The organism is Halanaerobium kushneri, assembly GCF_900156285.1.
Classification (GTDB): Bacteria; Bacillota; Halanaerobiia; order Halanaerobiales; family Halanaerobiaceae; genus Halanaerobium; species Halanaerobium kushneri.
This window is the reverse complement of record NZ_FTNC01000014.1, coordinates 1-22,397: the sequence shown is the minus strand read 5'-3', so window position 1 is coordinate 22,397 and position 22,397 is coordinate 1. Positions and strand designations below refer to the sequence as shown.

The window sequence follows — 22,397 nt, the reverse complement described above, 5'->3', positions numbered from 1 at the left end:
GACTATGGTAAAAAAATATTTAGATAAGATATCACTGGCTGATGCCATAAACAAATTAAAAAATAATTTTAAAAGCTCAAGAACAGATATTGAAAAAATAAAAACTGCTGAGGCTGAAGGAAGAATTACTGCTAGAGGGATTAAGGCTCTGCGTTCTGCTCCCGATTATTATGCGGCTGCAATGGATGGAATAGCGGTTAAGGCCAGAATGACCGAAGGAGCCAGTGAAAGGAATCCTGTTCAACTGAAGTCAGGTCTGGATGCAGTAGAGGTAGATACCGGTGATCCGATTCCGGAACAATTTAACTCAGTCATAAAAATTGAAGAGGTTAATCAAATTGATAGAAATACTTACTCTATTGAAAAAGGGGTTCCTCCCTGGCATAATATTCGTTCAATCGGTGAAAGTGCAGTTAAAGGTAATTTGTTGGTTCCGGCAGCTCAGAGGCTAAAGGATTATGATATTGGAGCTCTGCTGGAGGCAGGAGTGGTGGAAGTTGAAGTCTACCAGAAACCGCAAATTACAATTATACCAACAGGAGATGAGCTTATTGAGGCAGCTGGAACGCCTGAAAAGGGAGAACTGGTAGAATTTAATTCTCAGATGGTGCGAGCAGCTCTTAGAAAATGGGGCGCAAAAGTTAAAATATCGGAAATAATTCCTGATCAAAAGCAATTAATTGAAAAAGCCCTGATTGAAGCAGCAGTTACAAGCGATATAATTATTATTCTTTCTGGTTCTTCAGCAGGTAGAGGAGATTATACGATTGATATTTTGAGGGAAAAAGGAGAAATTTTATTTCATGGTGTAAATATTATGCCGGGGAAACCTTTGATTGCGGCAGAAGTGGAAACAAAACCTGTTTTTGGATTACCGGGATACCCTCTTTCTGCCTGGCTTGACAACCATTTATTTATTCGAGAATTAATTTATCAGTTGCAGGGAGTTGAAGCCCCCTCATTCAATCAAATTGAAGCTAAAGTTAATAGAAAAGTAACTTCGGATATCGGTTTAGAAGAATTTTTACGAGTTAATTTAATTTTTGATACAAATGATCAGTATACAGCCATACCTTTAAAAAGAGGTTCATCAGCTATGGAATCAATTTTAAAAGCAGATGGAATAATGAGAATTGCAGAAAACAAAGAAGGAATGCATTCTGGAGATAAAGCACCTGTTATTTTATTAAAAGAAAGAAATAAAATAAAAAATGACCTGCTCTTAATCGGCAGTCATGATTTGAGTCTGGACTTAATCAGAAATCAGCTGCGTAAAAGGGGATATAATTTTGATTTGAAGCTGCAAACAGTGGGATCAATGGCTGGATTGACAGCCCTTAGACGCAATGAATCTCAACTTGCTGGAGCACATTTGCTTGATCCTGAGACTGGGGAATATAATATTAAACATTTAAAAGATCTTTTTAAGGGTAGTAAAATGGTTATTTTAAATTTAGTCCATCGCAAACAGGGACTGTATCTCAAAAAAGGCAATCCAAAAGGTATAAGCAATATTAATGATTTAATTGACAAAGATGTCAATTATGTAAATCGTCAGCGTGGAGCGGGAACAAGAGTTTTATTTGACTATTTACTTGAGCAGAATGATATTGCCCCAGTTCAGATTAATGGCTATACAAAAGAAGAATTTACTCATATAGCTGCAGCAGCGGCTGTGGGAAGAGGTTCGGCGGATGCCGCTCTGGGTATTAGAGCTGCTGCAGAGGTAATGGATGTAGATTTTTTACCACTGGCTGAGGAAAAATATGATCTTATTTTCCGAGAAGAAATTTTAGATTATCCTCAGATTCAGGATTTGATAAACTTAATAAAGCAGGAAGAAATAAAAAATAAAATTGAAAATCTGGGAGGATATCAGTGTCGTAAGACAGGTGAAATTAGAATTCTGGATTTATAAATGGAGGCACTAAAATGCAGAAATTGAAGGATCATCTGGGAAGAGAAATTGATTATTTGAGAATTTCAATTACTGACCGCTGCAATCTCCGCTGCCGTTATTGTATGCCTGCGGATGGTGTTGAAAGCAAAGATCATCAGGAAATCTTAAGTTATGAAGATATTTTGCGGATAGTGAAAATAGGGATTAAACTGGGTATAAAAAAAGTGCGAATTACGGGTGGTGAGCCTCTGGTCAGGCTGGGAGTAGAAGACTTTATTTCAGCATTAAATAAGCTTGATTTAGAGGATATTTCTATGACGTCGAATGCAGTTTTACTTGCTGAAAAAGCTAGAGAATTAAAAAAAGCAGGTCTAAAAAGGATTAATATTTCTCTTGATACTCTCAATCCAGCAAAGTTTAAAAAAATTTCCAGAAGAGATAACCTATCAGAGGTTTTAAATGGAATAAAAGCTGCTTTGAAAGTAAAATTAAATCCGGTTAAACTTAATGTTGTTGTTATGCGTGGAATCAACGATGATGAATTATTTGATTTTATCGAATTGACTCGTAAAGAAAATTTGAGTGTCAGGTTTATAGAATATATGCCTCTGGGTGGTGAGGCAAAAGCAGAAAAATTTATTAGCAGTAGAGAAATAATGGAATTAATTAAGAACAGATATAAGCTACTGCCGTCTGACATTAAGGGAAGTGGGCCAGCAAGGTATTTTAAAATAGAAGGAGCAGCAGGAACAATTGGATTTATTTCAGCTTTAAGTGAACATTTTTGCAGCAGCTGTAATCGGCTGCGTTTAACTGCAGATGGCAGATTTAAACCATGTTTGGCTGGTAATCAGGAAATAAAAATTAAAGCTATGACTGATGCTGAAATAAAAATTGCTTATAGACAGGCACTGCAAGTTAAACCAGTTCGACATTCTCTTAGTTTTGAGCGGCAGAATTATAATAGAAATATGTCCCAAATTGGAGGCTAAATAAAATGAATCAAGAAATTTCAAAAAAAGAATTTTCTCATCTTGATCAAAATGGAAAAGTGAAGATGGTGGATGTTTCCGAAAAAAAAATAACTCAGAGAACTGCCAGAGCTGCAGGTGAAATTAAGATGAAAGCTGAAACTTTAAAAATGATAAAAACCGGCACTGTAAAAAAAGGTTCTGTTTTAGAAACAGCCAGAATAGCAGGAATAACCGGCGCCAAAAAGACTTCGGACTTAATACCGATGTGTCATCCGCTTTTATTGAGCAGCATTAAAGTTGATTTTGATCTAAATTTTGATGATAAAATTAAAATCACAGCAGAAGTTAAAAACAGCGGCCAGACTGGTGTTGAAATGGAGGCTTTAACAGCTGTCAATCTGGCAGCTCTTACAATATATGATATGACAAAGGCAGTTGATAAATCAATGGAAATCAATAATGTTCGTTTAATTTATAAAGCTGGAGGGAAGAGTGGAATTTATGAGCGAGAAGAGTAATTTTCATATAAGAACAGCGGTTTTAACAATTAGTGATAAAGGTTCTAAAGGAGAAAGAAAAGATCTCAGTGGTCCTGTAATTAAGAAGATGATGGAAAATATCGGTGCTGATATTGTTTATGAAGAAATAATTGCTGATGAAAAAGAAGAAATAAAAGAAACTTTAATTAAAATTGCCGATCAAAAAGTGGCAGATTTAATTTTAACTACTGGTGGGACAGGTTTTGCTAAACGCGATATCACCCCTGAGGCTACATTAGAGGTTATTGAAAAAGAGGTACCAGGGATTCCAGAGAAAATAAGAGCTGAAACAATTTCTATTACTCCTCAAGCTGCACTGTCACGAGCCAGGGCGGGAATTAGAAAACAGACTCTAATTATAAATTTTCCAGGCAGTCCTAAAGCAGTCCGGGAATGTCTGGAGGCAGCAATTGAGATTATTCCCCATGGAGTTAAAATTTTAAAGGGGAAAATAACTGAACACCAGAAAAGTTAAAAACTAAAATTATTTTAAGAGGTGGAGTAAATGGAAGCAAAGGTAAAAGCAGTCTGTTTAAGTAAAGAAAAAGGGACAACAAAAAGAGAAATTGATAAGGGGGAACTTATAGCAAACTATGGTCTTAAAGGTGATGCTCATGCAGGAAAATGGCATCGTCAGCTGAGTCTTTTAGATAACAGCAGTATTGATAAAATGCGTGGACAGGGATTTGAACTGAAATTTGGAGATTTTGCTGAGAATATAACAACAGAAGGAATAGAAAATTTATTTAAGCTACCTGTAGGCCAGAAAATAAGAATTAATGACGAAATTTTGTTGGAGATTACTCAGATAGGCAAAAAGTGTCATCATGACTGTGAGATAATGCAGACCATTGGTGATTGTGTCATGCCCCGAGAAGGAGTATTTGCCAGGGTAATTAAGGGAGGAATAATTAAGCCCGGAGATAAAATTGAACTGTTAAATAATTAGAAGTTAAACTTTAAGAAAATATATAAAATTGTTGATTTTAAGATTTAGAATTTGATTTTTTTCGGATAATCCTTTACTATTTTAATGTAGCCATCTAATTATGGTGAAAATTAACACAAACTATGATGAGTTATAAATTGAATTCTATGAGGAGGAATAATTATGGAAATGATAGGAGTCAGTGCTTCTGCCAGTAAAGCTGGTAAGACGACTTTAATTTCCTTAATGTTAGAAGATAGCTGTGCTAAAACTGCAGTTATTAAAACATCGGTCAACAATGAGCTTGATCAATACAAGGTAATTAATGATCCTAAGGTAATTAATCAGACAGGTACTGATACAGCAAGGGTTGTTGAGCATGGGGCAGATAAAGTAATACTTTTAGAAAGTCCAGCGGCAGAACTTCCCAGTGCTTATCAGTTGGCTCGGAACTTACTGGATGATGATATCGAAAGACTTTTTATTGAAGGTAATACTATTATCAATTTTTTAAATCCTGATTTGCTTTTTTATCTCGAAAATAACGATCAGCCCGAAAAAGATTCGGCAAAAATGGTAAAAAATAGAGCAAATGTTAAAATAAATACTAACACACTTCTTTCGGCGGGAAAACTTATGGATTTACCATTTATTATCCAACCAGAAAAAATGACCTGTTATCAGGCTCATCTTCTGGCAGATTTACTTAAAATGTCTGTTCCCCAGGTCGGGAAAATTGTTAAAGAACAGGATATAAAAATAGTAAAATGCCAGCTTGGATTATTTTAGTTTAAACTTCCGGACCGGTCACCTGAGAAATTTTAGTAATTAAAGTTCCCATTATTATTCCAAAATTTCCCGGGTTCCCGGCACCTTATTATTTTTTTTGCTAAACTTGACTAAGAGTCGAAAAAATGATAAATTACATATAGACAATCTAAGGAAGGTGAATATTTTGCGTAGAGCAACTATAACAGGTCTGGGGAAATATCTCCCGGAAAAAGTAATGACAAATCATGATTTAGAAGACATAGTAGATACAAGTGATGAATGGATTAAAACCAGAACAGGAATTGAAAAAAGAAGAATAGCTGCTGATGATCAGGCGGCATCAGATTTAGGAGCTGAAGCTGCTAGAGAAGCATTAAAAGATGCTGATTTGAAGCCAGAAGATCTGGATTTGATTGTTGTAGCAACAATCACGCCGGATATGATGTTTCCTGCTACTGCCTGTATTATTCAGGATAAGATTGGAGCCACAAATGCGGCAGCTTTTGATCTGGAAGCTGGCTGCTCTGGCTTTGTATATGGAGTTAGTGTCGCAGCTAATTTTATTGAATCAGGAATGTATGAGCATGTAATGGTTATCGGAACTGAAGTTCTTTCTAAAATAATGAACTGGGAAGACAGAGGAACCTGTGTCTTATTTGGTGATGGGGCAGGAGCTGCTGTGCTTTCGGCAACAGAAAAGGGTGGAATTCTGGCTACAGACTTAGGTTCAGATGGTTCGGGAGCAGATGCTCTCTATCAACCAGCTGGTGGTTCAAGACAACCTGCATCTCATGAAACAGTTGATAATAACGGCCATTATCTTTATATGGAAGGTAACCCAGTATTTAAATTTGCTGTTAAGACAATGGGCAAAGCTTCTCTGAAGGTGCTCAAAAAGGCTGGAATGAAAAAAGAGGAAGTTGATTTATTAGTTCCCCATCAGGCCAATACCAGAATTATTGGTGCAGCAGCAAAGAGATTAAAATTATCTGATGATCAAGTTTATGTTAATTTGCCTGAATACGGTAATACTTCTGCTGCTTCAGTTCCGATTGCTCTGGCAGAAGCAAAAGAAAAAGGTCTTGTCCAAAATGGTGATCGGGTTGTTTTAGTTGCTTTTGGTGCTGGTTTAACCTGGGCATCCGCGGTTATGGAGTGGAATGATCTTAAATAATTAATTTACTATTATATAAAAAATCATTTGTTTTAAAGAAATTTAAAAAAATAGCTAATTCAAATAAATTTAAAAACTGAGTTAAAAAATATTTAACTGGAGGCTTTTCAAATGAGTGATAATTTAGTGTTTATGTTCTCAGGACAGGGTTCACAGTATGTTGGTATGGGGAAAGAATTATATGAAAATTATGATGAAGCGAAAAAAGTTCTGGATGAGGCCAATCAGATTCTTGATTTTGATTTAAAAGATATGATTTTCAATGGCCCGGAAGAAAACTTAAATAATACTAAAAATACACAGCCTGCGATTTATACTGTAAGTGCAATGGTAAATTCTGTTCTAGCTGCAAATGGGCTTAAACCAGCTGCAGCCGCCGGACACAGTCTGGGAGAATATTCAGCACTTCATGCAGCCGGGGTGCTTAGTTTTGAAGATGGTTTAAAGTTAGTACGCCGTCGTGGTGTGCTGATGGATCAGGCTGATCCAGATGGTAAGGGTACTATGGCTGCAGTAATAGGACTTGCGGATGAAGAAGTAGAACAGGTTTTAAAAGAGGTTGATGGTATTGTTACAGTAGCCAATTATAATTCTCCCGGACAGGTAGTTATTTCTGGTGAGGTAGAAGCTGTAGGTAAAGCTGAAAAAATGCTGTCTGAAAAGGGAGCCAAAAGAGTTATTCCACTGTCAGTTAGTGGAGCTTTTCATTCACCTTTAATGGAACCTGCAAAAGAAGAATTAAAAAATACTATTGAAGCAGTAGATTTTAATGATGCTCAGATTCCTTTAATCGCCAATGTTACAGCTGATTATGTAAAGACAAACAGTGAAATTAAATCTGCATTGATTAAACAGCTGGATAACAGTGTGCGCTGGGTAGAGACAATTGAACGTTTTAAAGCCGATGGTTATGAAGACTATATTGAAGTTGGTCCTGGGAGAGTTTTAAAGGGCTTGATGAGAAGAATTGACCGTTCTCTAAATGCTTATAATGTTGAAGATGAAAAAAGTCTGAAAAAGACATTAAAGAAATTAAAATAAATAATCAATGAACTTTAAGATTATATATATTTAAGTGGTTAAATGTGAAAATTAAAATTTATAGTGTTTTACTGAATGAAATAAGATAAATTATTTTAATCAGATTGATTTAGGAGGAGATTAATTAAATGAGTAAAAGAGTTGTAATTACAGGTGCCGGTGTTGTCCATGCTTTAGGAACCGAGCTAGAAGAATTCTGGGAAAATATTAAATCTGGAAAATCAGGTGTTTCCAGGATTGAAAATTTTGATGCTTCAGATTTTCCAAGTCAGATTGGAGCTGAGATTAAAGATTTTGATCCAGGAGAATACATAGAGCGTAAAGAAGCAAAGCGTCTGGCACTTTACAGTCAGTATGCCATTGTTTCTGCAATGAAAGCTCTGGAAAATGCAGATTTAGAAATTACTGATGAAATTGCTGACAGAGCAGGTGTTATAGTTGGATCTGGTATTGGTGGAATTGAAGTTTTTGAAGAACAGGTGGCAAAATTGAATAAAAGGGGCCCCAGAAGAGTTAGTCCTTTCTTTATTCCAATGATGATTTCCAACATGGCTGCTGGTAATGTTGCGATATATTCAGGTGCAAAAGGTCCAAACATGAACACAGTAACAGCCTGTGCATCTGCTACAACAGCAATTGGAGAAGCTTTTGAGACTATTAAAAGAGGTGCTGCTGATATTATGATTGCTGGTGGTACAGAAGCTTCAATTACTCCATCTGCAGTTGCAGGTTTTGGTAATATGAAAGCTCTCTCAACCAGAAATGATGAGCCAGAAAAGGCCAGTCGCCCTTTTGATAAAGATAGAGATGGATTTGTGATTGGCGAAGGTTCTGGTATTGTAATTTTAGAAACTTTAGAGAATGCTAAAAAGCGAGGAGCAAATATTATAGCTGAAGTGGTTGGTTATGGTGCATCAGGTGATGCTTATCATATTACTTCACCAGCACCAGAAGGAGAGGGTGCTGTTAGAGCAATGAAGGCTGCAATTGATAGAGCCGGTCTAGCACCAGAAGAAATTAATTATATTAATGCTCATGGAACTTCCACACCGCTAAATGATAAGTATGAATCAACAGCAATTAAAAATCTTTTTGGAGATCATGCTTATAAGCTGAAGGTTTCTTCTACAAAATCAATGACCGGTCATTTATTGGGGGCTGCTGGTGGAGTAGAGGCTATTATTTCTGCAATGGCAGTTAATGAAAATATTGTACCTCCTACTATCAACTTTGAAGAAGCAGGTGAAGGCTGTGATCTTAATTATCAGCCCAATCAGGCTGGTGAAGCCGAATTGAATGCTGCTCTTAGCAATTCTTTTGGTTTTGGAGGGCAGAATGCCTGTGTTGTTATTAAAAAATATAAGTAAATAGATTATCATTTCTGTACCTGGTACATAGTTCTGGTTTTGTACCAGGTACATATTATTTAATTTACAAATTACCGGTTGTCAGATCTGTCCTAATTGTGAGGGCAGCTTTTTTATTTTCATTATTGAGCATTATTCCGCAAAAATATGTTGTAATTTTCAGAAATATATTATATTATTGTTATATAGTTAAATTATATTTAATTTTTTAATTTAAAATTAATATTTATCTGGAGGTTATAGGATGAGACTGACAATCGCTTTAGGTGGAAATGCAATTTTAAAACCAGGACAGGAAGGAACCGCAGCAGAACAGATGAATAATGTATATCAGAGCTGTCTGCAGATAGGAGAACTGGCTGCTCTGGGTCATGAAATTGTGATTACTCACGGTAATGGACCACAGGTGGGAAATATTTTATTACAGCAGGCTGCTGCCAATAATATTCCGGCTTTACCACTTGATTTTTGTGGAGCTCAAACCCAGGGGTTTATTGGATATATGATTCAAAATAGTTTGTTAAATGTTTTTAAGGATAAAAAAATTAATATACATAGTACTTCGGTTGTAACTCAGGTTTTAGTTGATCAGAATGATTCGGCTTTTGATAAACCTTCAAAACCAGTTGGACCATTTTTTGATAAAAAGCATGCGCAAAAACAGGAAAGAGAAAAAGGCGAAAAATGGATAGAAGATAGCGGGCGCGGCTGGAGAAGAGTTGTTCCCTCCCCCAGACCACTTAAAATTATGGAAAAAGATTTAATTAATGATTTAATTGAAAATAACAGGATTGTCATAGCTGCTGGTGGTGGAGGGATCCCGGTAGTAGAAAAAGAAAATGAATTAAAGGGAGTCGAAGCAGTTATTGATAAAGATAGAGCGGGATGTATTTTAGCTCAAAATACTGCTTCAGATTTCTTTTTAATTCTGACAGATGTAGATAATGTAATGATTAATTATGGTACTGCTGAGGAAGAAGCTCTGGGGCAAATCTCTATCAAAGAGATTGAAAAGCATCTGGCAGAGGGGCAGTTTGGGAAAGGAAGTATGGCACCTAAAGTAGAGTCAGCAGTTAAATTTGTGCGAGATGGTGGTGAAAAAGCTGTTATTACTTCCCTGAATAAAGTTATAGATGCTGTAAAAGGTGAGGCGGGTACAATAATATATAAAGATTAACTTCAAATAAGAACAGTTAATATGTAAAGAAGAAAATAATTAATATACTTATACAATCAAAGTAGAGGCTGGAATAATTTAGCCGTAGCAATTTTAATTATTTTCTTCTTTTTTTAAAATTTTCTTTACAACAGAATAAAATAATGGTATTATTAATTTGCAACATAATATTTAAAAAATTCGAATAAATATATATTATTTCTTAAATTTTTAAAAATTATAATATATATTTTTTTGGGTTATTGCAACCGGTTGTATTTAATACATAATATTTTGACAAATTAACATAGGAGAGTGCTAATGGATTATAATGTTATTAAAAACGATGATATATTTTTAATTACTGATCGGAGTGCTGATATAGTTAAAGCAGAATTTGATCAGAATGGTCTTTATCGTAATGATACTCGTTATTTAAGTAAATATAATTTATTACTCAATGGAGAAAAATTACTGGTATTAAAATCTGAAACTAAAGATAATCTTTTTAATGAAATTTTACTTACAAATGCTCAAACCAATCAGCTTGCTGAAGGCAAAATACTTGTTAAACGAAAAGAAACTTTAGTTGATAATGTATTTTATGACAATTTTAAAATTAAAAATTATGCTCACAACCAGAAAAAAATCTGTTTAGAAATTGAAATTGATGCTGACTTTTTAGATATTTTTGAAGTCAGAAAATATTTTAAAGAAGATTTGGAAAGGAAAAGAGTAAAAAAAACCACAACAAATAATTATTTAAAATTAATTTATCATGGTTTAGATAAAGTTGAGCGATCAGTTATCATTGCAAGTGAATCCGATTTATGTTTATATAAACAAAATAAAGTTAAATTTGAATTTGAGCTGGATGCAGGGGAAGAAAAAGAAATTACTCTCTCAATTAAAACTGAAGATTCATCTGAATCCAATCCTGACGCAAAAGCAGAATTATATAATAATTTTAGTCAAATAAAAACTAAAGTAGAAGCCGGATATGTAAATTGGACTAACAATTCTCTTCAGGTTGAAACTGATAATCAGATTTTTAATCAGTTTCTCCAGAGAAGCAGTCTTGATTTAAAAACTTTGACTTCTGATGTTGGTTATGGTCAACTGCCAATTGCTGGAATACCATGGTATGCAGTTCCTTTCGGTAGAGATAGTATAATAACAGCTCTGCAGACCTTGATTTTTAAGCCTGATTTAAGCAGAGCAACTCTAAAAACTCTTGCAGCCTATCAGGGTAAAAAAATTGATCCTTTAAGAGAAGAAGAGCCTGGCAAAATATTTCATGAACTTAGATTTGGTGAATTAGCAAATCTAAAAAAAATACCCCATACACCTTATTATGGTACCATAGATGCTACTCCTTTATTTATAGTTTTAGCAGGGGAATATTATCGCTGGACCGGTGATCTTGAATTTATTAAAGAGTTAATGCCCAACTTGGAATTGGCATTAAGCTGGATCGATAAATATGGAGATAAAGATAATGATTTATTTGTAGAATTTTCCAGTCAAACAGAAGATTTCACTGTCAATCAGGGGTGGAAGGATTCAGTAGATTCCAGTATAAATAGTAAGGGAGAAATCGCTGTTCCACCAATAGCTTTAGCAGAGGTACAGGCCTATGTCTATCAGGCAAAACTTGAGATGGCAGAAATTTATCAGGAACTTAAATTAAAAGAAAAAGCTGAGAAGTTAAAAAATGAGGCTCTAAAACTTAAAGAAAGATTTAATCAAAAGTTCTGGAATCCAGAAAAAGAAATCTTTGTACTTGGCCTGGATAAAAATAAAAATCAAATTGATTCTCTAACAACTAATCCTGCTCATGGCTATTATTCTGGTATTATAGAAGAAAAAAAAGGGGAACTTTTTATAAAGAGATTATTAAAAAGTGATTTAAATAGCGGCAGGGGTTTAAGAACAATGGCCAATAGTGATCTTGGCTATAATCCAATTAGCTATCACAATGGGAGCATCTGGCCTCATGATAACTCTTTAATTATTGAAGGGTTAAAAAAATATGGCTATCAAAAAGAAAGCATTCAGCTGATTACAGATATTTTCAAGGCGGCAGCTGACTTTGAATTTTTACGTTTGCCCGAATTATATTGTGGCTTTGATGTTAATGAAGAGAGTAAAACTGTAGAATATCCAACTAGCTGTAGTCCTCAAGCCTGGGCAGCTGGTAGTGCATTTTTATTTTTGCAAACAATTTTGGGTTTGAAAATCGATGGACGCAGAGATAAAGTAATTATAAATCCAAGTTTACCGGAATGGCTGAATAAGATTAAAGTTAAAAATCTTAGTATGGGTGATAAGAGTCTGACTTTTGAAATTTATAAAAAAAATAAAGAAATTAAAATTAATGAAATCAAGATTCCAGATGAAATAAAAATTGAAAAAATAATTATGGATTAATTAGATAGCAGCTTATATTTAAATATTGATTTAAAAATTATTGCAACCGGTTGCACAAAGGAGAATAATAATGGCTGAGATTAAAAATATTTTTTATTTACATACTCATGATACTGGTAGATATATAGAACCCTATGGCTATAAAGTTGAAACTCCAAATTTAATGAGTCTCGCTCAAGAAGGTACTCTTTTTAGACAGGCTTTTAGTGCAGCACCAACCTGTTCTCCCAGTCGAGCTGGAATGCTGACAGGAAGAACACCTCATGCAGCTGGAATGCTGGGTTTAGCACATCGAGGTTTTGCTGAACTCGATTACAGCCAGCACTTAGTCCAATTTTTGAGCAGAAATGGTTTTGAAACAGTTCTCTGCGGGATGCAGCATGAAGCAGCAGATAAGGAAGTAATTGGCTATGATTTGATACTTGACAGGGAAGAAGAAAGGGTAAAAGACTGGATAAATGTTGAAAAAACAGAAAGATATCTTAATAATAGAGAAAGTGATAAACCGCTATTTTTTTCTTTCGGAATGGAATATACTCATCGAGAATTTGATGAAATTGAAACTGGGATTAACCCGGATTATGTAAAAACACCAGAAAAAATCCCAGATAATACTGCAACTAGAGAAGATATGGCAGCTTTTCTAACTTCAGCCAAAAGAGCGGATAAATGTTTGGGAAGAGTTCTTAAAGCAATCAAAGAGGCAGGAATGGCAGAAAATTCTCTAATTATTTATACAACAGACCATGGAATTGCTTTTCCAATGATGAAATCAACACTCTTTGACAGTGGAATTGGTGTTTCACTAATTTTTAAGTTTCCTGATAATCCCAAAAGAGGCAAATCCATTGATGCTTTAATTTCACAGTTGGATATTTTTCCAACAATTTGCGAGATATTTAATTTAGAAAGCCCGGGTTATTTAGAAGGAAATTCAATTTTACCTTTATTAAGAGATGAAAAAGAAGAAATTAGAGAAGAAATTTTTGCTGAAGTAAGTTATCATGCTGCATATGAGCCTATGAGGGCTGTGAGAACTAAAAGATATAAATATATTAAATTTTTTGGTGACTACGAGCATTCTGTGGCAGCCAATATTGATGATGGTTTAAGCAAAGAATTTTTAATAGAGAATGGTTATTTGGATCAAAAAAGGGATAAGGAAATGCTCTTTGATCTATATCTGGATCCTCTGGAGAAGAATAATTTAATTAATAATCAAAATTATGATGAGATTTGTCAGAAATTAAAAATAAAATTAAAAGAATGGATGGAAGATACCGATGATCCTTTATTAGAGGGAAAAATTAAAAAACCAGCAGGAGCTGTTGTTAATAAATTATCTGCTTACAGTGCAGAAGATAATGACTTTGAATAAAATTTGATTTTAAATTCATAATAAATAACTTTCAATTCATAATGAATAACTTAGTACTTAAGGAATAAGTTTATAAGTCTATAATCTCCTTAAAAATAAATAAGGCAGCTAATTAAAGCTGCAAAATAAAAAAGGGAGGAATTTTTAATGAAAAAAGCTTTATTATTAATCTTAAGTATTGTTTTGATGGCAGGGATGTTTTCTTCAGCAGCATTAGCGCAGGATTCAGTTTCTGTAATGGCTGTCTGGGGTGGTCAGGAACTGGATGCTTTTATGAAAATGGTTGAACCTTTCGAAAAGGCTACAGGTATTGAAGTTCAGTATGAAGGAACTAGAGATTTACCTACTCTGGTTACCACCCGTTTAGAAGCTGGAAACCCACCAGATATTGTTGCTTTAACTGGTGTGGGAATGATGAAGCAGCTGGCAGAAGAAGGAGATCTTGTTAATTTAAGTAATGTACTTGATATGGACAGAATGAATAAAGAATACAGTCAGACCTGGATTGATCTTGGTACTTATAATGAAGATCTTTATGGAATGTATATTTCTGCTGACGTAAAGAGTTTAGTCTGGTATAACCCAAAAGAATTTGCAGCTAAGGGATATGAAGTTCCAGAAACATGGGATGAATTAAAAGCGCTGCAGGAAGAAATGATTGCTAATGGAGATACACCCTGGTCAATTGGTTTAGAATCAGGTGCTGCAAGTGGCTGGCCTGGAACTGATTGGATTGAAGATATCATGCTTAGAACAACAGATCCAGAAGTATATGATCAATGGGTAAATCATGAAATTCCCTGGACAGATGCGAGAGTAAAAAGAGCTTTTGAAATCTTTGGTGAAATTGCAAAAGATCCAGAATATACTTATGGAGCACCTACTGCTGTTTTAGCAACTAACTTTGGTGATGCTCCTAATGCATTATTTACAGATCCTCCTCAGGCTATGATGCACCGTCAGGCAAGTTTTATAACCAGTTTTATTAGAGATAATAATCCTGGATTAGTTGCTGGTGAGGATTATGATTTCTTCCCCTTCCCAGAAATCGATGAAGAATACGGAACACCAGTTCTTGGTGCAGCTAGTATGTTTGGAATGATGAATGATACTTCAGCAGCTCGTGCCTTTATGAGATATGTATCAACAGCAGGTGCCCAGTCAATTTTTGTTTCTGAATTAGGTAAATTAGGTGTAAATAAAAATATTAATCCTAATGTTTATCCTGATGATCTAACAAGACAGATGGCTGCAATGTTAAGAGAAGCACCAACATTTAGATTTGATGGTTCAGATTCAATGCCTGGTGCAGTTGGTTCAGGAGCATTCTGGCAGGGTATCTTAGACTATGTAAGTGGTCAGGATTTAGATGGTGTGCTTGAGTATATAGAATCGATTTCTCAGGATACTTATAATCAATAAAAGATTGGAAACAGCAATTTATTCAGAATATTTGAGATTGCTGAGGGAGGAATGTTATGTATAACAAAAATATAAAGAAATGGGTGGCCCTATTTATAGGGCCTGCTCTTTTCTTTCTGACATTATTTTTAATTTATCCATCAATACAGACTTTCATTTTTAGTTTTATGGGGAGAAGATCGGAAGAATTTGTAGGACTTGACAACTTTATCTATGCATTTACATCTAGAGCTATGCTGACATCCTTTAGAAATAATTTAATGTGGATTGTTTTCTTTACTTTTGGGACAGTAAGTTTAGGTCTTTTAATGGCTATTTTAGTGGATAAAGTAAAGTATGAAAAGATTGCTAAATCTATAATCTTTATGCCGATGGCTGTTTCCTTTGTTGGTGCAGGTGTTATCTGGAAATTTATCTATGATTATAAACCTATGGGAGCAAATCAAATTGGTCTTTTAAATCAGATTTTAACATCATTAGGTTTTCAGCCAAAGGGATGGTTGATTCAGGGCCCATTAATGAATAATTTTGCCTTAATTTTTGTAGGGCTCTGGATCTGGACAGGATTTTCCATGGTGATTTTATCCGCTGCTTATAAAGGTATTCCTAAAGATCTCTTAGAGGCTGGAAGAGTAGATGGAGCAAATGAATGGCAGGTTTTTAGACATATTATTTTACCATATATGAAACCTACAATTGCAGTAGTTGCTACTACTATGGCAGTTAATGTACTTAAGATTTTTGATATTGTATACGTAATGACAAATGGTAATTACGGAACAGAGGTTATTGCCAACAGAATGTATAAAGAAATGTTTCAATATAGAAATTATGGCAGGGCAAGTGCTATAGCAGTAGTATTATTTGTACTTGTAATTCCTGTAATATTTATGAATGTTAAGCGGATGAGAGGTGAAGACCAATAATGTTTAAGAAAATGAATTTTACAAAGATTATAATCAATGTTTTCATAATTGCTTTTATGTTTATCTGGATTTTACCAACGATTGGATTATTAGTCACCTCTTTTAGACCTGCATCAGAAGTTAGTAGTACTGGTTGGTGGACAGTTCTAAATAGTCCTCTAAAGTTTACTCAATTTACTATCGAAAATTATCAACAAGTTTTAAATCAGGGTGGAATGGCTTATGCCTTTCGTAATAGTTTTATAATTGCTATTTTTGGAACTGCCTTACCTGTTTTAGTTGCAGCTTTTGCGGCTTTTGGTCTGGCTAAATTACAGTTTAGAGGAAGAGCGGTAGTCTATACAATTATTGTTGGTCTGCTTGTAGTTCCACTACAATTAACATTTATTCCGGTTCTAAAAATTTATAATGCCCTTAATTTATCTGGAACTTTTGTTGGGGTCTGGCTTGCTCATACTGGTTATGGACTTCCTTTTGCAGTTTTTATGCTGCATAATTTCTTTTCATCTCTACCAGACGACCTATTTGAGGCTGCCTATATTGATGGAGCTTCAATCTGGACTTCATTTTATAAACTGGCTTTACCACTTTCTGTTCCGGCTATAGCATCATTAGTTATTTTTCAATTTTTATGGGTCTGGAATGATCTTTTAGTTGCATTAATATATTTAGGTGGTTTTCAGGAGGTTGCACCTCTAACAGTAAAACTTTCCAGTCTGGTAGGATCCTACGGACAGAACTGGCACTTATTAACCTCAGCTGCATTTATTTCAATGGTTGTACCCTTAATTATTTTCTTTGCCCTACAGCGTTATTTTGTAAGGGGAATACTTGCAGGTTCAGTCAAAGGATAGCTGCTTGAATTATAAGCTATTAAAATATACAATAAAAGAGTATCAGTTAAAATAAAAAAAGTGGCTGAGAAATCAGCCTCTTTTTATTTAAAAAGTGGTGAAAAAGATGGAAGAAATTACAATGTCAGATATAGCAAAACTTGCTGGTGTCTCTAAATCTACAGTTTCTAGAGCTTTAAATGATGATCCCAGAGTAAATGAATTTACAAAAAATGAAATAAAAAAAATTGCTAAAAAACTTGATTATAGACCGCACAAAGTAGCTCAGGCCCTGGCAAAAAAAAATACAAATATTATTGCTGTGGTTTTACCAGCTTTTCCAAGATCTGTTTCTGATCCGTTTTTTCTGGAATTTTTAAAAGGAATTAGTGAAGTAGCATTTGAACATGGTTATAGTTTAACTCTACCTCCGGTAAATAAAAATGATATTGAATTATTTAAAAAGATTTTTAAAAATATAAAAGCAGATGGTGTCATTTTAACAGAACCTAATTTTAATGATCCGAGAGTAAAATTTCTAAAAAATACTAATACCCCTTTTGTTTTTAATGGTAATCCGATGATTAATGAAGATATTTACTGGATTGATACTGATAATCGACTGGCAGCTTATCAGGCTGTGGAATATTTGATTAAAAAGGGGCACAGGAAAATAGCTACAATAACAGGATCTTTAGAATTGGTTGCAGGGAAATATAGACTTATGGGATACCTAGATGCTTTAAATGATTATGATCTTGAAGTTGAAGATCAATTAATTATTAATTCTGATTTTACAGAAGAAGGAGCTTATTTTTCGGCCAGAGAATTAATAAAAATTAAAGATGAAGTTTCGGCTGTCTTTGTTGCCAATGATTTAATGGCCCTTGGAGTTATTAAGGCTTTAAAGGAAGCTGAAATATCTATTCCCGAAGAAATTGCTGTTATTGGTTATGATGGCATAAAATTGGGAGAGTTTATTGAACCTGCACTAACAACAATAAAAAATCCCAGTATTGAAAAAGGAAAAAAAGCAATGGAATTATTAATTAGTCAGATAAATAAAACAGATTTGAATTCACGGCATATATTATTACCGGCTGATTTAATTATTAGAGAATCGGCTTAATAAATTGAAATTAACTCTAAAAAAATATATAATCAATCTGAGGTCAACTATTTATATTTTTAAGGAAAGAAGGTAATTTTAAAAAAGATGAAAGTATATGCTCTTGTTGGACCCAGTGGAACAGGTAAAAGTCATCGTGCAGTTTTACTGGCAAATCAGTATCAGATTCCTTTGATTGTTGATGATGGGCTTTTAATATATGCTGGTAAAATTATGGCGGGGAGTTCTGCGAAAAGGGAAGAAAGTAAAATGGGGGCCATCAGACGGGCTCTATTTTTTGATGAGAAACAGACAAAAGACGTTAAAGAATGTTTAAAAAAACTTAATGAAAATAAAATATTAATTTTGGGCACCTCAATTGGAATGGTTGAGAGAATTGAAGAGAGACTGGAACTGGGCGGAATTGATCAATACATAGATATCAAAGAGATTTCTTCAGCTGAAGAAATAGAAACAGCTCTTTCAGTGCGAAATAATGAAGGGAAACATGTAATACCAGTCCCCACTATTGAGGTTGAAAAAGATTTTTCTGGTTATTTACTTCATTCTTTAGAACTTTTTTTTAAAAAAGATAATCAGACTGTCAGACACGAAAAAAGTATTGTAAGACCAAAGTTTAGTTTTTATGGGAATTTAAGTATAAGCAACCGAGTTCTGGTTGATTTGATTGAATATTGGATTAAAAAATATCAAGAAATAACGGATTTCAAAAAAATTAAAGTTGAAGAAACAAATAACCAATTATTTATTAATTTATCTCTGGAAATTAATTATGGGCTAAAAATTAAAAAATTTGCCCTTAAATTTAAATCTGCTTTAAAAGAACATCTAGAAAATAATACAGGTATTAATGTTCGGGAAATTAATATTGACATATATTCTCTCAAAGTTAGGGAATAAAATAATTTAAGAATAATATAATAGGAGGGGACATAATTGAGAACATATCATGCCAGAAAGATGGATAAAGAAGCAATTTATCCATCTCAGGACTGGAAGATTACCGAGGAAGAATTTTTAACAGAACATAATCATCATAATGAAGCAATTTTTACTCTGGGTAATGGTTATATGGGATTGCGTGGAACTATTGAAGAAGATTATCCAGGTAGTGAAGATACTACAACTCCCGGTTTTTATATTAATGGAGTTTATGCCTCAGAAGAGATAATTTATGGTGAGGAAGCTCCAAATTTACCTAAAAAAGGACAGACAATGGTAAATTTAGCCGACTGGAGTGAAATGAATTTATACATTAATGAAGAAAAATTGAATCTTTTAAAAGGTCAAATTTTAGATTATAAGCGCGAGCTTGACTTAAAGCAGGGAGTTTTGAGGCGGAAAGTGCTCTGGGAAGATCGTCAGGGAAGAAAAATAGAAATCAAAATTACTCGTTTAATTTCTTTAAGTAGAGAGCATATTGGTGCAATAAGATATCAGTTCAAGGCAGTTAATTTTTCCGGTAAGATTAGTGTTAACTCTGCTATTAATGGTGATGTCAGTAATCACCATCATTTGCGAGATAAAAAGGCTCTAGAAGTTATGGAAACTGAGGTTGATACTAATACCGGTTATCTTTTACACAGGGTTAAAAGTACAGATTTTAAGGTTGCCTATGTTGCTGAACATTTACTTGATGATTTTTCTAAAGAGAATTCTGAAGTAAAAAAACGTTCTTCGGACAATCGAGTTGACTGGATATTTGATATTAGTGCAGTTGAGGGAGAAGAATACACAATTGATAAAATTGTTGGTGTAAATCACAGTCAGGAAGAAGGAGAGAATCCGCTTAGTAATGCCAGAGCTTCTATTACAGGATTTGAAAATCTGGTTGAAGAACAGGCAGAATTTATGTCAGGATACTGGCAGGATGTAGATGTGAAAATTGATGGAGATGATTCACTCCAGCAGGCATTTAGATTTAATGCTTTTCATATTTTGCAGGCAGCCGGAAAAGATGGTCAGACCAGTGTAGCAGCTAAAGGAATTAGTGGAGAATATTATGAAGGCCATTATTTCTGGGATACAGAAAGTTATATACTTCCTTTTTATGCTTTTCAGCGTCCGGAAGTAGCCAGAAATTTACTTTTGTTTAGATATAATACTCTCGAGAAGGCGAGAAAAAACGCCAGGAGAATGAAACTTAAAGGGGCATTATTTCCCTGGAGAACAATAAATGGAGAAGAGGCTTCCGGTTTTTTTATGGGCTCAACAGTTCAATATCATATTAATGCGGATATTGCCTATGCAGTTAACCTTTATTATCAGGTAAGTAGAGATCGGGAATTTATCGAAAATTATGGACTGGAAATTTTAATTGAAACAGCACGCATGTGGCTCAGTCTGGGTAGTTATATTCCAATGAAAGACAATAAATTCTGTTTTAATGTAGTCTGTGGACCTGATGAATACAAGCCAGGGGTAAATAATAATGCCTACACTAATTATATGGCTAAATTCAATCTGGATACAGCTGTTAAAATGATAGAAATAATTAAAAATAAATCTCCAGAAAAATATAACCGACTTGCAGAAAGAATTGAGTTAACGGAAAAAGAAATTGAGAATATGAAAGAGATAAAAGAAGATATTTATCTTCCTTATAATGAAAAATTAGAGATAACTCCACAGGATGACTCATTTCTTTATAAAAATCCAATTGAGGTTGATAATATTCCTGAGTCTGAATTGCCTCTTGTTAAAAACTGGCATCCACTTATTATTTGGCGTTATCAGGTTATCAAACAGGCAGATGTAACACTTTTAATGCTGCAGTTAGGAAATAAGTTTAGTAAAGAATTAAAAATTAGAAACTATGATTATTATGAACCTAAAACAACTCATGATTCTTCTCTTTCACCTGCAATTTATAGTATACTTGCTTCGGAGATTGGTTATAAAAATCAGGCCTATAATTATTTCATGCAAACTGCAAGACTCGACCTGGATGATTATAATGAAAATGCTTATCAGGGAGTTCATACAGCATGTATGGGAGGGACCTGGCTTGCTCTGGTGCAGGGCTTTGGTGGTATGAGAATGTTTAATGGAAAATTATATTTTCATCCTCATTTACCGGATAACTGGGATAAATACCAGTTCAGACTCAGGTTTAAGGGCAGTCAGATCGAAGTAACTGTTAAAGAAAACCAGGTTAAATATTTGCTGATTTCAGGAGACAAGGTGGAATTTAAACATTATGACCAGATTATTGTTTTGGAAGAGAGCAATTTAAGTCAGGAAGTAGAAATTTAAAAAATGGGTGTGATAAAATGGATTTTAAAAAAAAGATATATATACTGCTTACAGTAGGAATTTTCTTTTTATCACTCTCTGGAATACTTATTAAACTTGTGTCAGCACCACCATTGATAACTGCCTTTTATAGAATGTTGTTTACTGTTCTGCTTTTAACTCCATATTTCTTTATTAAACATAAAAGCAAGGCACGTTACTTTCTGGATTACCGACCTCTACTGGTCGGTTTTCTCTTAGCGGTTCATTTTATCCTCTGGATCAGTTCTATTCAATATACTGATATTTCAAATTCAGTTATTTTTGTAGCACTGCAGCCGCTGTTCACAATAATTTTAGAGTATTTTTTTGCCAGAGAAGACTTAAAAGAAGGAGCAGTTATTGGCATTATTATGGCAGTTATTGGTAGCACAGTAATTAGTGTTGGGGATTTATATCAGCTGGGCGATAAACTTTTTGGTAATTTTTTAGCTCTTTCGGCGGCATTATTTGCTTCTTCCTATCTTTTTATAGGTAGAGGAGTGCGAAAAAAATTGGATTATTTTCCTTACCTCTATATTCTCTATACATATGCGGCTCTTTTTTTAGGAATTGGTGTTTATTTATTCAAGATTCCCTTTACCGGTCATGGTTTAAATAATTATCTGCTTTTTTTAGCTCTGGCCATTGGCCCAACACTGATTGGACATTCAATTCTTAATTTTGCAGTTCGCTATCTGTCTACTTCCATTGTTTCTTTATCTATACTGGGAGAGCCAATAATCACCACGTTTTTGGCCTGGTTATTATTAGATGAGGCTGTTAGATTGACCACTTTAATTGGAGGAGCATTTATTCTGGGTGGAATATATTTAGCTTCGGTTTATAATAACCATCAAAAACGAAGGCAGAGCGAGGTAAAGCAAGCTCAGAGTTAATTTATGCTTTAAATTAACTTTATTTAGTTCTTATTAAATTATTATATGTAAATCTTAAATTATTTATTTGTCTGACTGGACATTTATTAACTTAACATATAAAATAATAATTGAGAAAACTTTATTTAATTCTGGGAGGGATAAATCTTGTTAAAAGAAGTAGCGAACACAGTTAGAGGATTATCTGCAGACATTGTAGAAAAGGCAAATTCCGGACATCCAGGAATGCCAATTGGCTGTGCTGATATTGGTGCTCT

Annotated in this window: 20 protein-coding genes; all 20 read left to right on the top strand. The window is 34.2% G+C overall.

Features of this window, described 5'->3' with window-relative positions; all coding sequences use genetic code 11:
- Positions 1-4: 4 nt before the first annotated feature.
- The gene (locus BW929_RS09900) at positions 5-1,918 is read left to right on the top strand and encodes a molybdopterin biosynthesis protein (protein ID WP_076545328.1); all 1,914 of its coding nucleotides are present in this window, start codon (positions 5-7) and stop codon (positions 1,916-1,918) included.
- Between the two features lie 14 nt (positions 1,919-1,932).
- Positions 1,933-2,892, top strand: a complete 960-nt coding sequence (moaA, locus tag BW929_RS09895) for a GTP 3',8-cyclase MoaA (protein WP_076545327.1) — start codon at positions 1,933-1,935, stop codon at positions 2,890-2,892.
- Between the two features lie 5 nt (positions 2,893-2,897).
- On the top strand, positions 2,898-3,392 hold the full coding sequence (gene moaC / locus BW929_RS09890) for a cyclic pyranopterin monophosphate synthase MoaC (protein ID WP_076545326.1): 495 nt from the start codon (positions 2,898-2,900) through the stop codon (positions 3,390-3,392).
- Positions 3,376-3,888: a MogA/MoaB family molybdenum cofactor biosynthesis protein gene (locus BW929_RS09885; RefSeq protein ID WP_076545376.1), complete on the top strand. Its 513-nt coding sequence runs from the start codon at positions 3,376-3,378 to the stop codon at positions 3,886-3,888. Before moaC ends, BW929_RS09885 begins: the two co-directional genes overlap by 17 nt.
- A gap of 30 nt (positions 3,889-3,918) precedes the next feature.
- Positions 3,919-4,362, top strand: a complete 444-nt coding sequence (locus BW929_RS09880) for an MOSC domain-containing protein (protein WP_076545325.1) — start codon at positions 3,919-3,921, stop codon at positions 4,360-4,362.
- Between the two features lie 162 nt (positions 4,363-4,524).
- Positions 4,525-5,130 (top strand): P-loop NTPase family protein, encoded by a 606-nt coding sequence (locus BW929_RS09875; protein ID WP_076545324.1) that lies wholly within the window; start codon positions 4,525-4,527, stop codon positions 5,128-5,130.
- A gap of 166 nt (positions 5,131-5,296) precedes the next feature.
- On the top strand, positions 5,297-6,286 hold the full coding sequence (locus tag BW929_RS09870; RefSeq protein WP_076545323.1) for a beta-ketoacyl-ACP synthase III: 990 nt from the start codon (positions 5,297-5,299) through the stop codon (positions 6,284-6,286).
- Between the two features lie 111 nt (positions 6,287-6,397).
- The gene (gene fabD / locus BW929_RS09865; RefSeq protein ID WP_076545322.1) at positions 6,398-7,327 is read left to right on the top strand and encodes an ACP S-malonyltransferase; all 930 of its coding nucleotides are present in this window, start codon (positions 6,398-6,400) and stop codon (positions 7,325-7,327) included.
- A gap of 128 nt (positions 7,328-7,455) precedes the next feature.
- A complete protein-coding gene (gene fabF / locus BW929_RS09860; protein ID WP_076545321.1) occupies positions 7,456-8,694 on the top strand; it encodes a beta-ketoacyl-ACP synthase II in 1,239 nt (412 codons plus the stop codon).
- Between the two features lie 244 nt (positions 8,695-8,938).
- A complete protein-coding gene (gene arcC / locus BW929_RS09855) occupies positions 8,939-9,871 on the top strand; it encodes a carbamate kinase (RefSeq protein WP_076545320.1) in 933 nt (310 codons plus the stop codon).
- A 300-nt stretch (positions 9,872-10,171) separates the two neighbouring features.
- On the top strand, positions 10,172-12,280 hold the full coding sequence (locus BW929_RS09850; RefSeq protein ID WP_076545319.1) for an amylo-alpha-1,6-glucosidase: 2,109 nt from the start codon (positions 10,172-10,174) through the stop codon (positions 12,278-12,280).
- A gap of 70 nt (positions 12,281-12,350) precedes the next feature.
- Positions 12,351-13,658: a sulfatase family protein gene (locus BW929_RS09845; RefSeq protein ID WP_076545318.1), complete on the top strand. Its 1,308-nt coding sequence runs from the start codon at positions 12,351-12,353 to the stop codon at positions 13,656-13,658.
- Positions 13,659-13,805: 147 nt separating this feature from the next.
- Complete coding sequence (locus tag BW929_RS09840; protein WP_076545317.1) at positions 13,806-15,080, top strand: ABC transporter substrate-binding protein; 1,275 nt, start codon at positions 13,806-13,808, stop codon at positions 15,078-15,080.
- Between the two features lie 56 nt (positions 15,081-15,136).
- The gene (locus BW929_RS09835) at positions 15,137-16,006 is read left to right on the top strand and encodes a carbohydrate ABC transporter permease (protein WP_076545316.1); all 870 of its coding nucleotides are present in this window, start codon (positions 15,137-15,139) and stop codon (positions 16,004-16,006) included.
- Positions 16,006-16,860, top strand: a complete 855-nt coding sequence (locus BW929_RS09830; protein WP_076545315.1) for a carbohydrate ABC transporter permease — start codon at positions 16,006-16,008, stop codon at positions 16,858-16,860. The genes BW929_RS09835 and BW929_RS09830 overlap by 1 nt, the downstream gene beginning before the upstream one ends.
- 106 nt (positions 16,861-16,966) lie before the next feature.
- Positions 16,967-17,968 (top strand): LacI family DNA-binding transcriptional regulator, encoded by a 1,002-nt coding sequence (locus BW929_RS09825; protein WP_076545314.1) that lies wholly within the window; start codon positions 16,967-16,969, stop codon positions 17,966-17,968.
- 87 nt (positions 17,969-18,055) lie between these two features.
- Entirely contained in the window at positions 18,056-18,868 is an 813-nt protein-coding gene (locus BW929_RS09820; protein WP_076545313.1) for an Asp23/Gls24 family envelope stress response protein, read from the top strand.
- Between the two features lie 36 nt (positions 18,869-18,904).
- Positions 18,905-21,223 carry a glycoside hydrolase family 65 protein gene (locus BW929_RS09815; RefSeq protein ID WP_084566161.1) on the top strand — a complete coding sequence of 773 codons (2,319 nt, stop codon included), beginning with the start codon at positions 18,905-18,907 and terminating at the stop codon, positions 21,221-21,223.
- Positions 21,224-21,240: 17 nt separating this feature from the next.
- The gene (locus BW929_RS09810) at positions 21,241-22,140 is read left to right on the top strand and encodes a DMT family transporter (RefSeq protein WP_076545312.1); all 900 of its coding nucleotides are present in this window, start codon (positions 21,241-21,243) and stop codon (positions 22,138-22,140) included.
- Between the two features lie 147 nt (positions 22,141-22,287).
- Positions 22,288-22,397: hypothetical protein (locus BW929_RS15535; RefSeq protein ID WP_143414029.1), on the top strand; the 110-nt coding region annotated here is incomplete at its 3' end.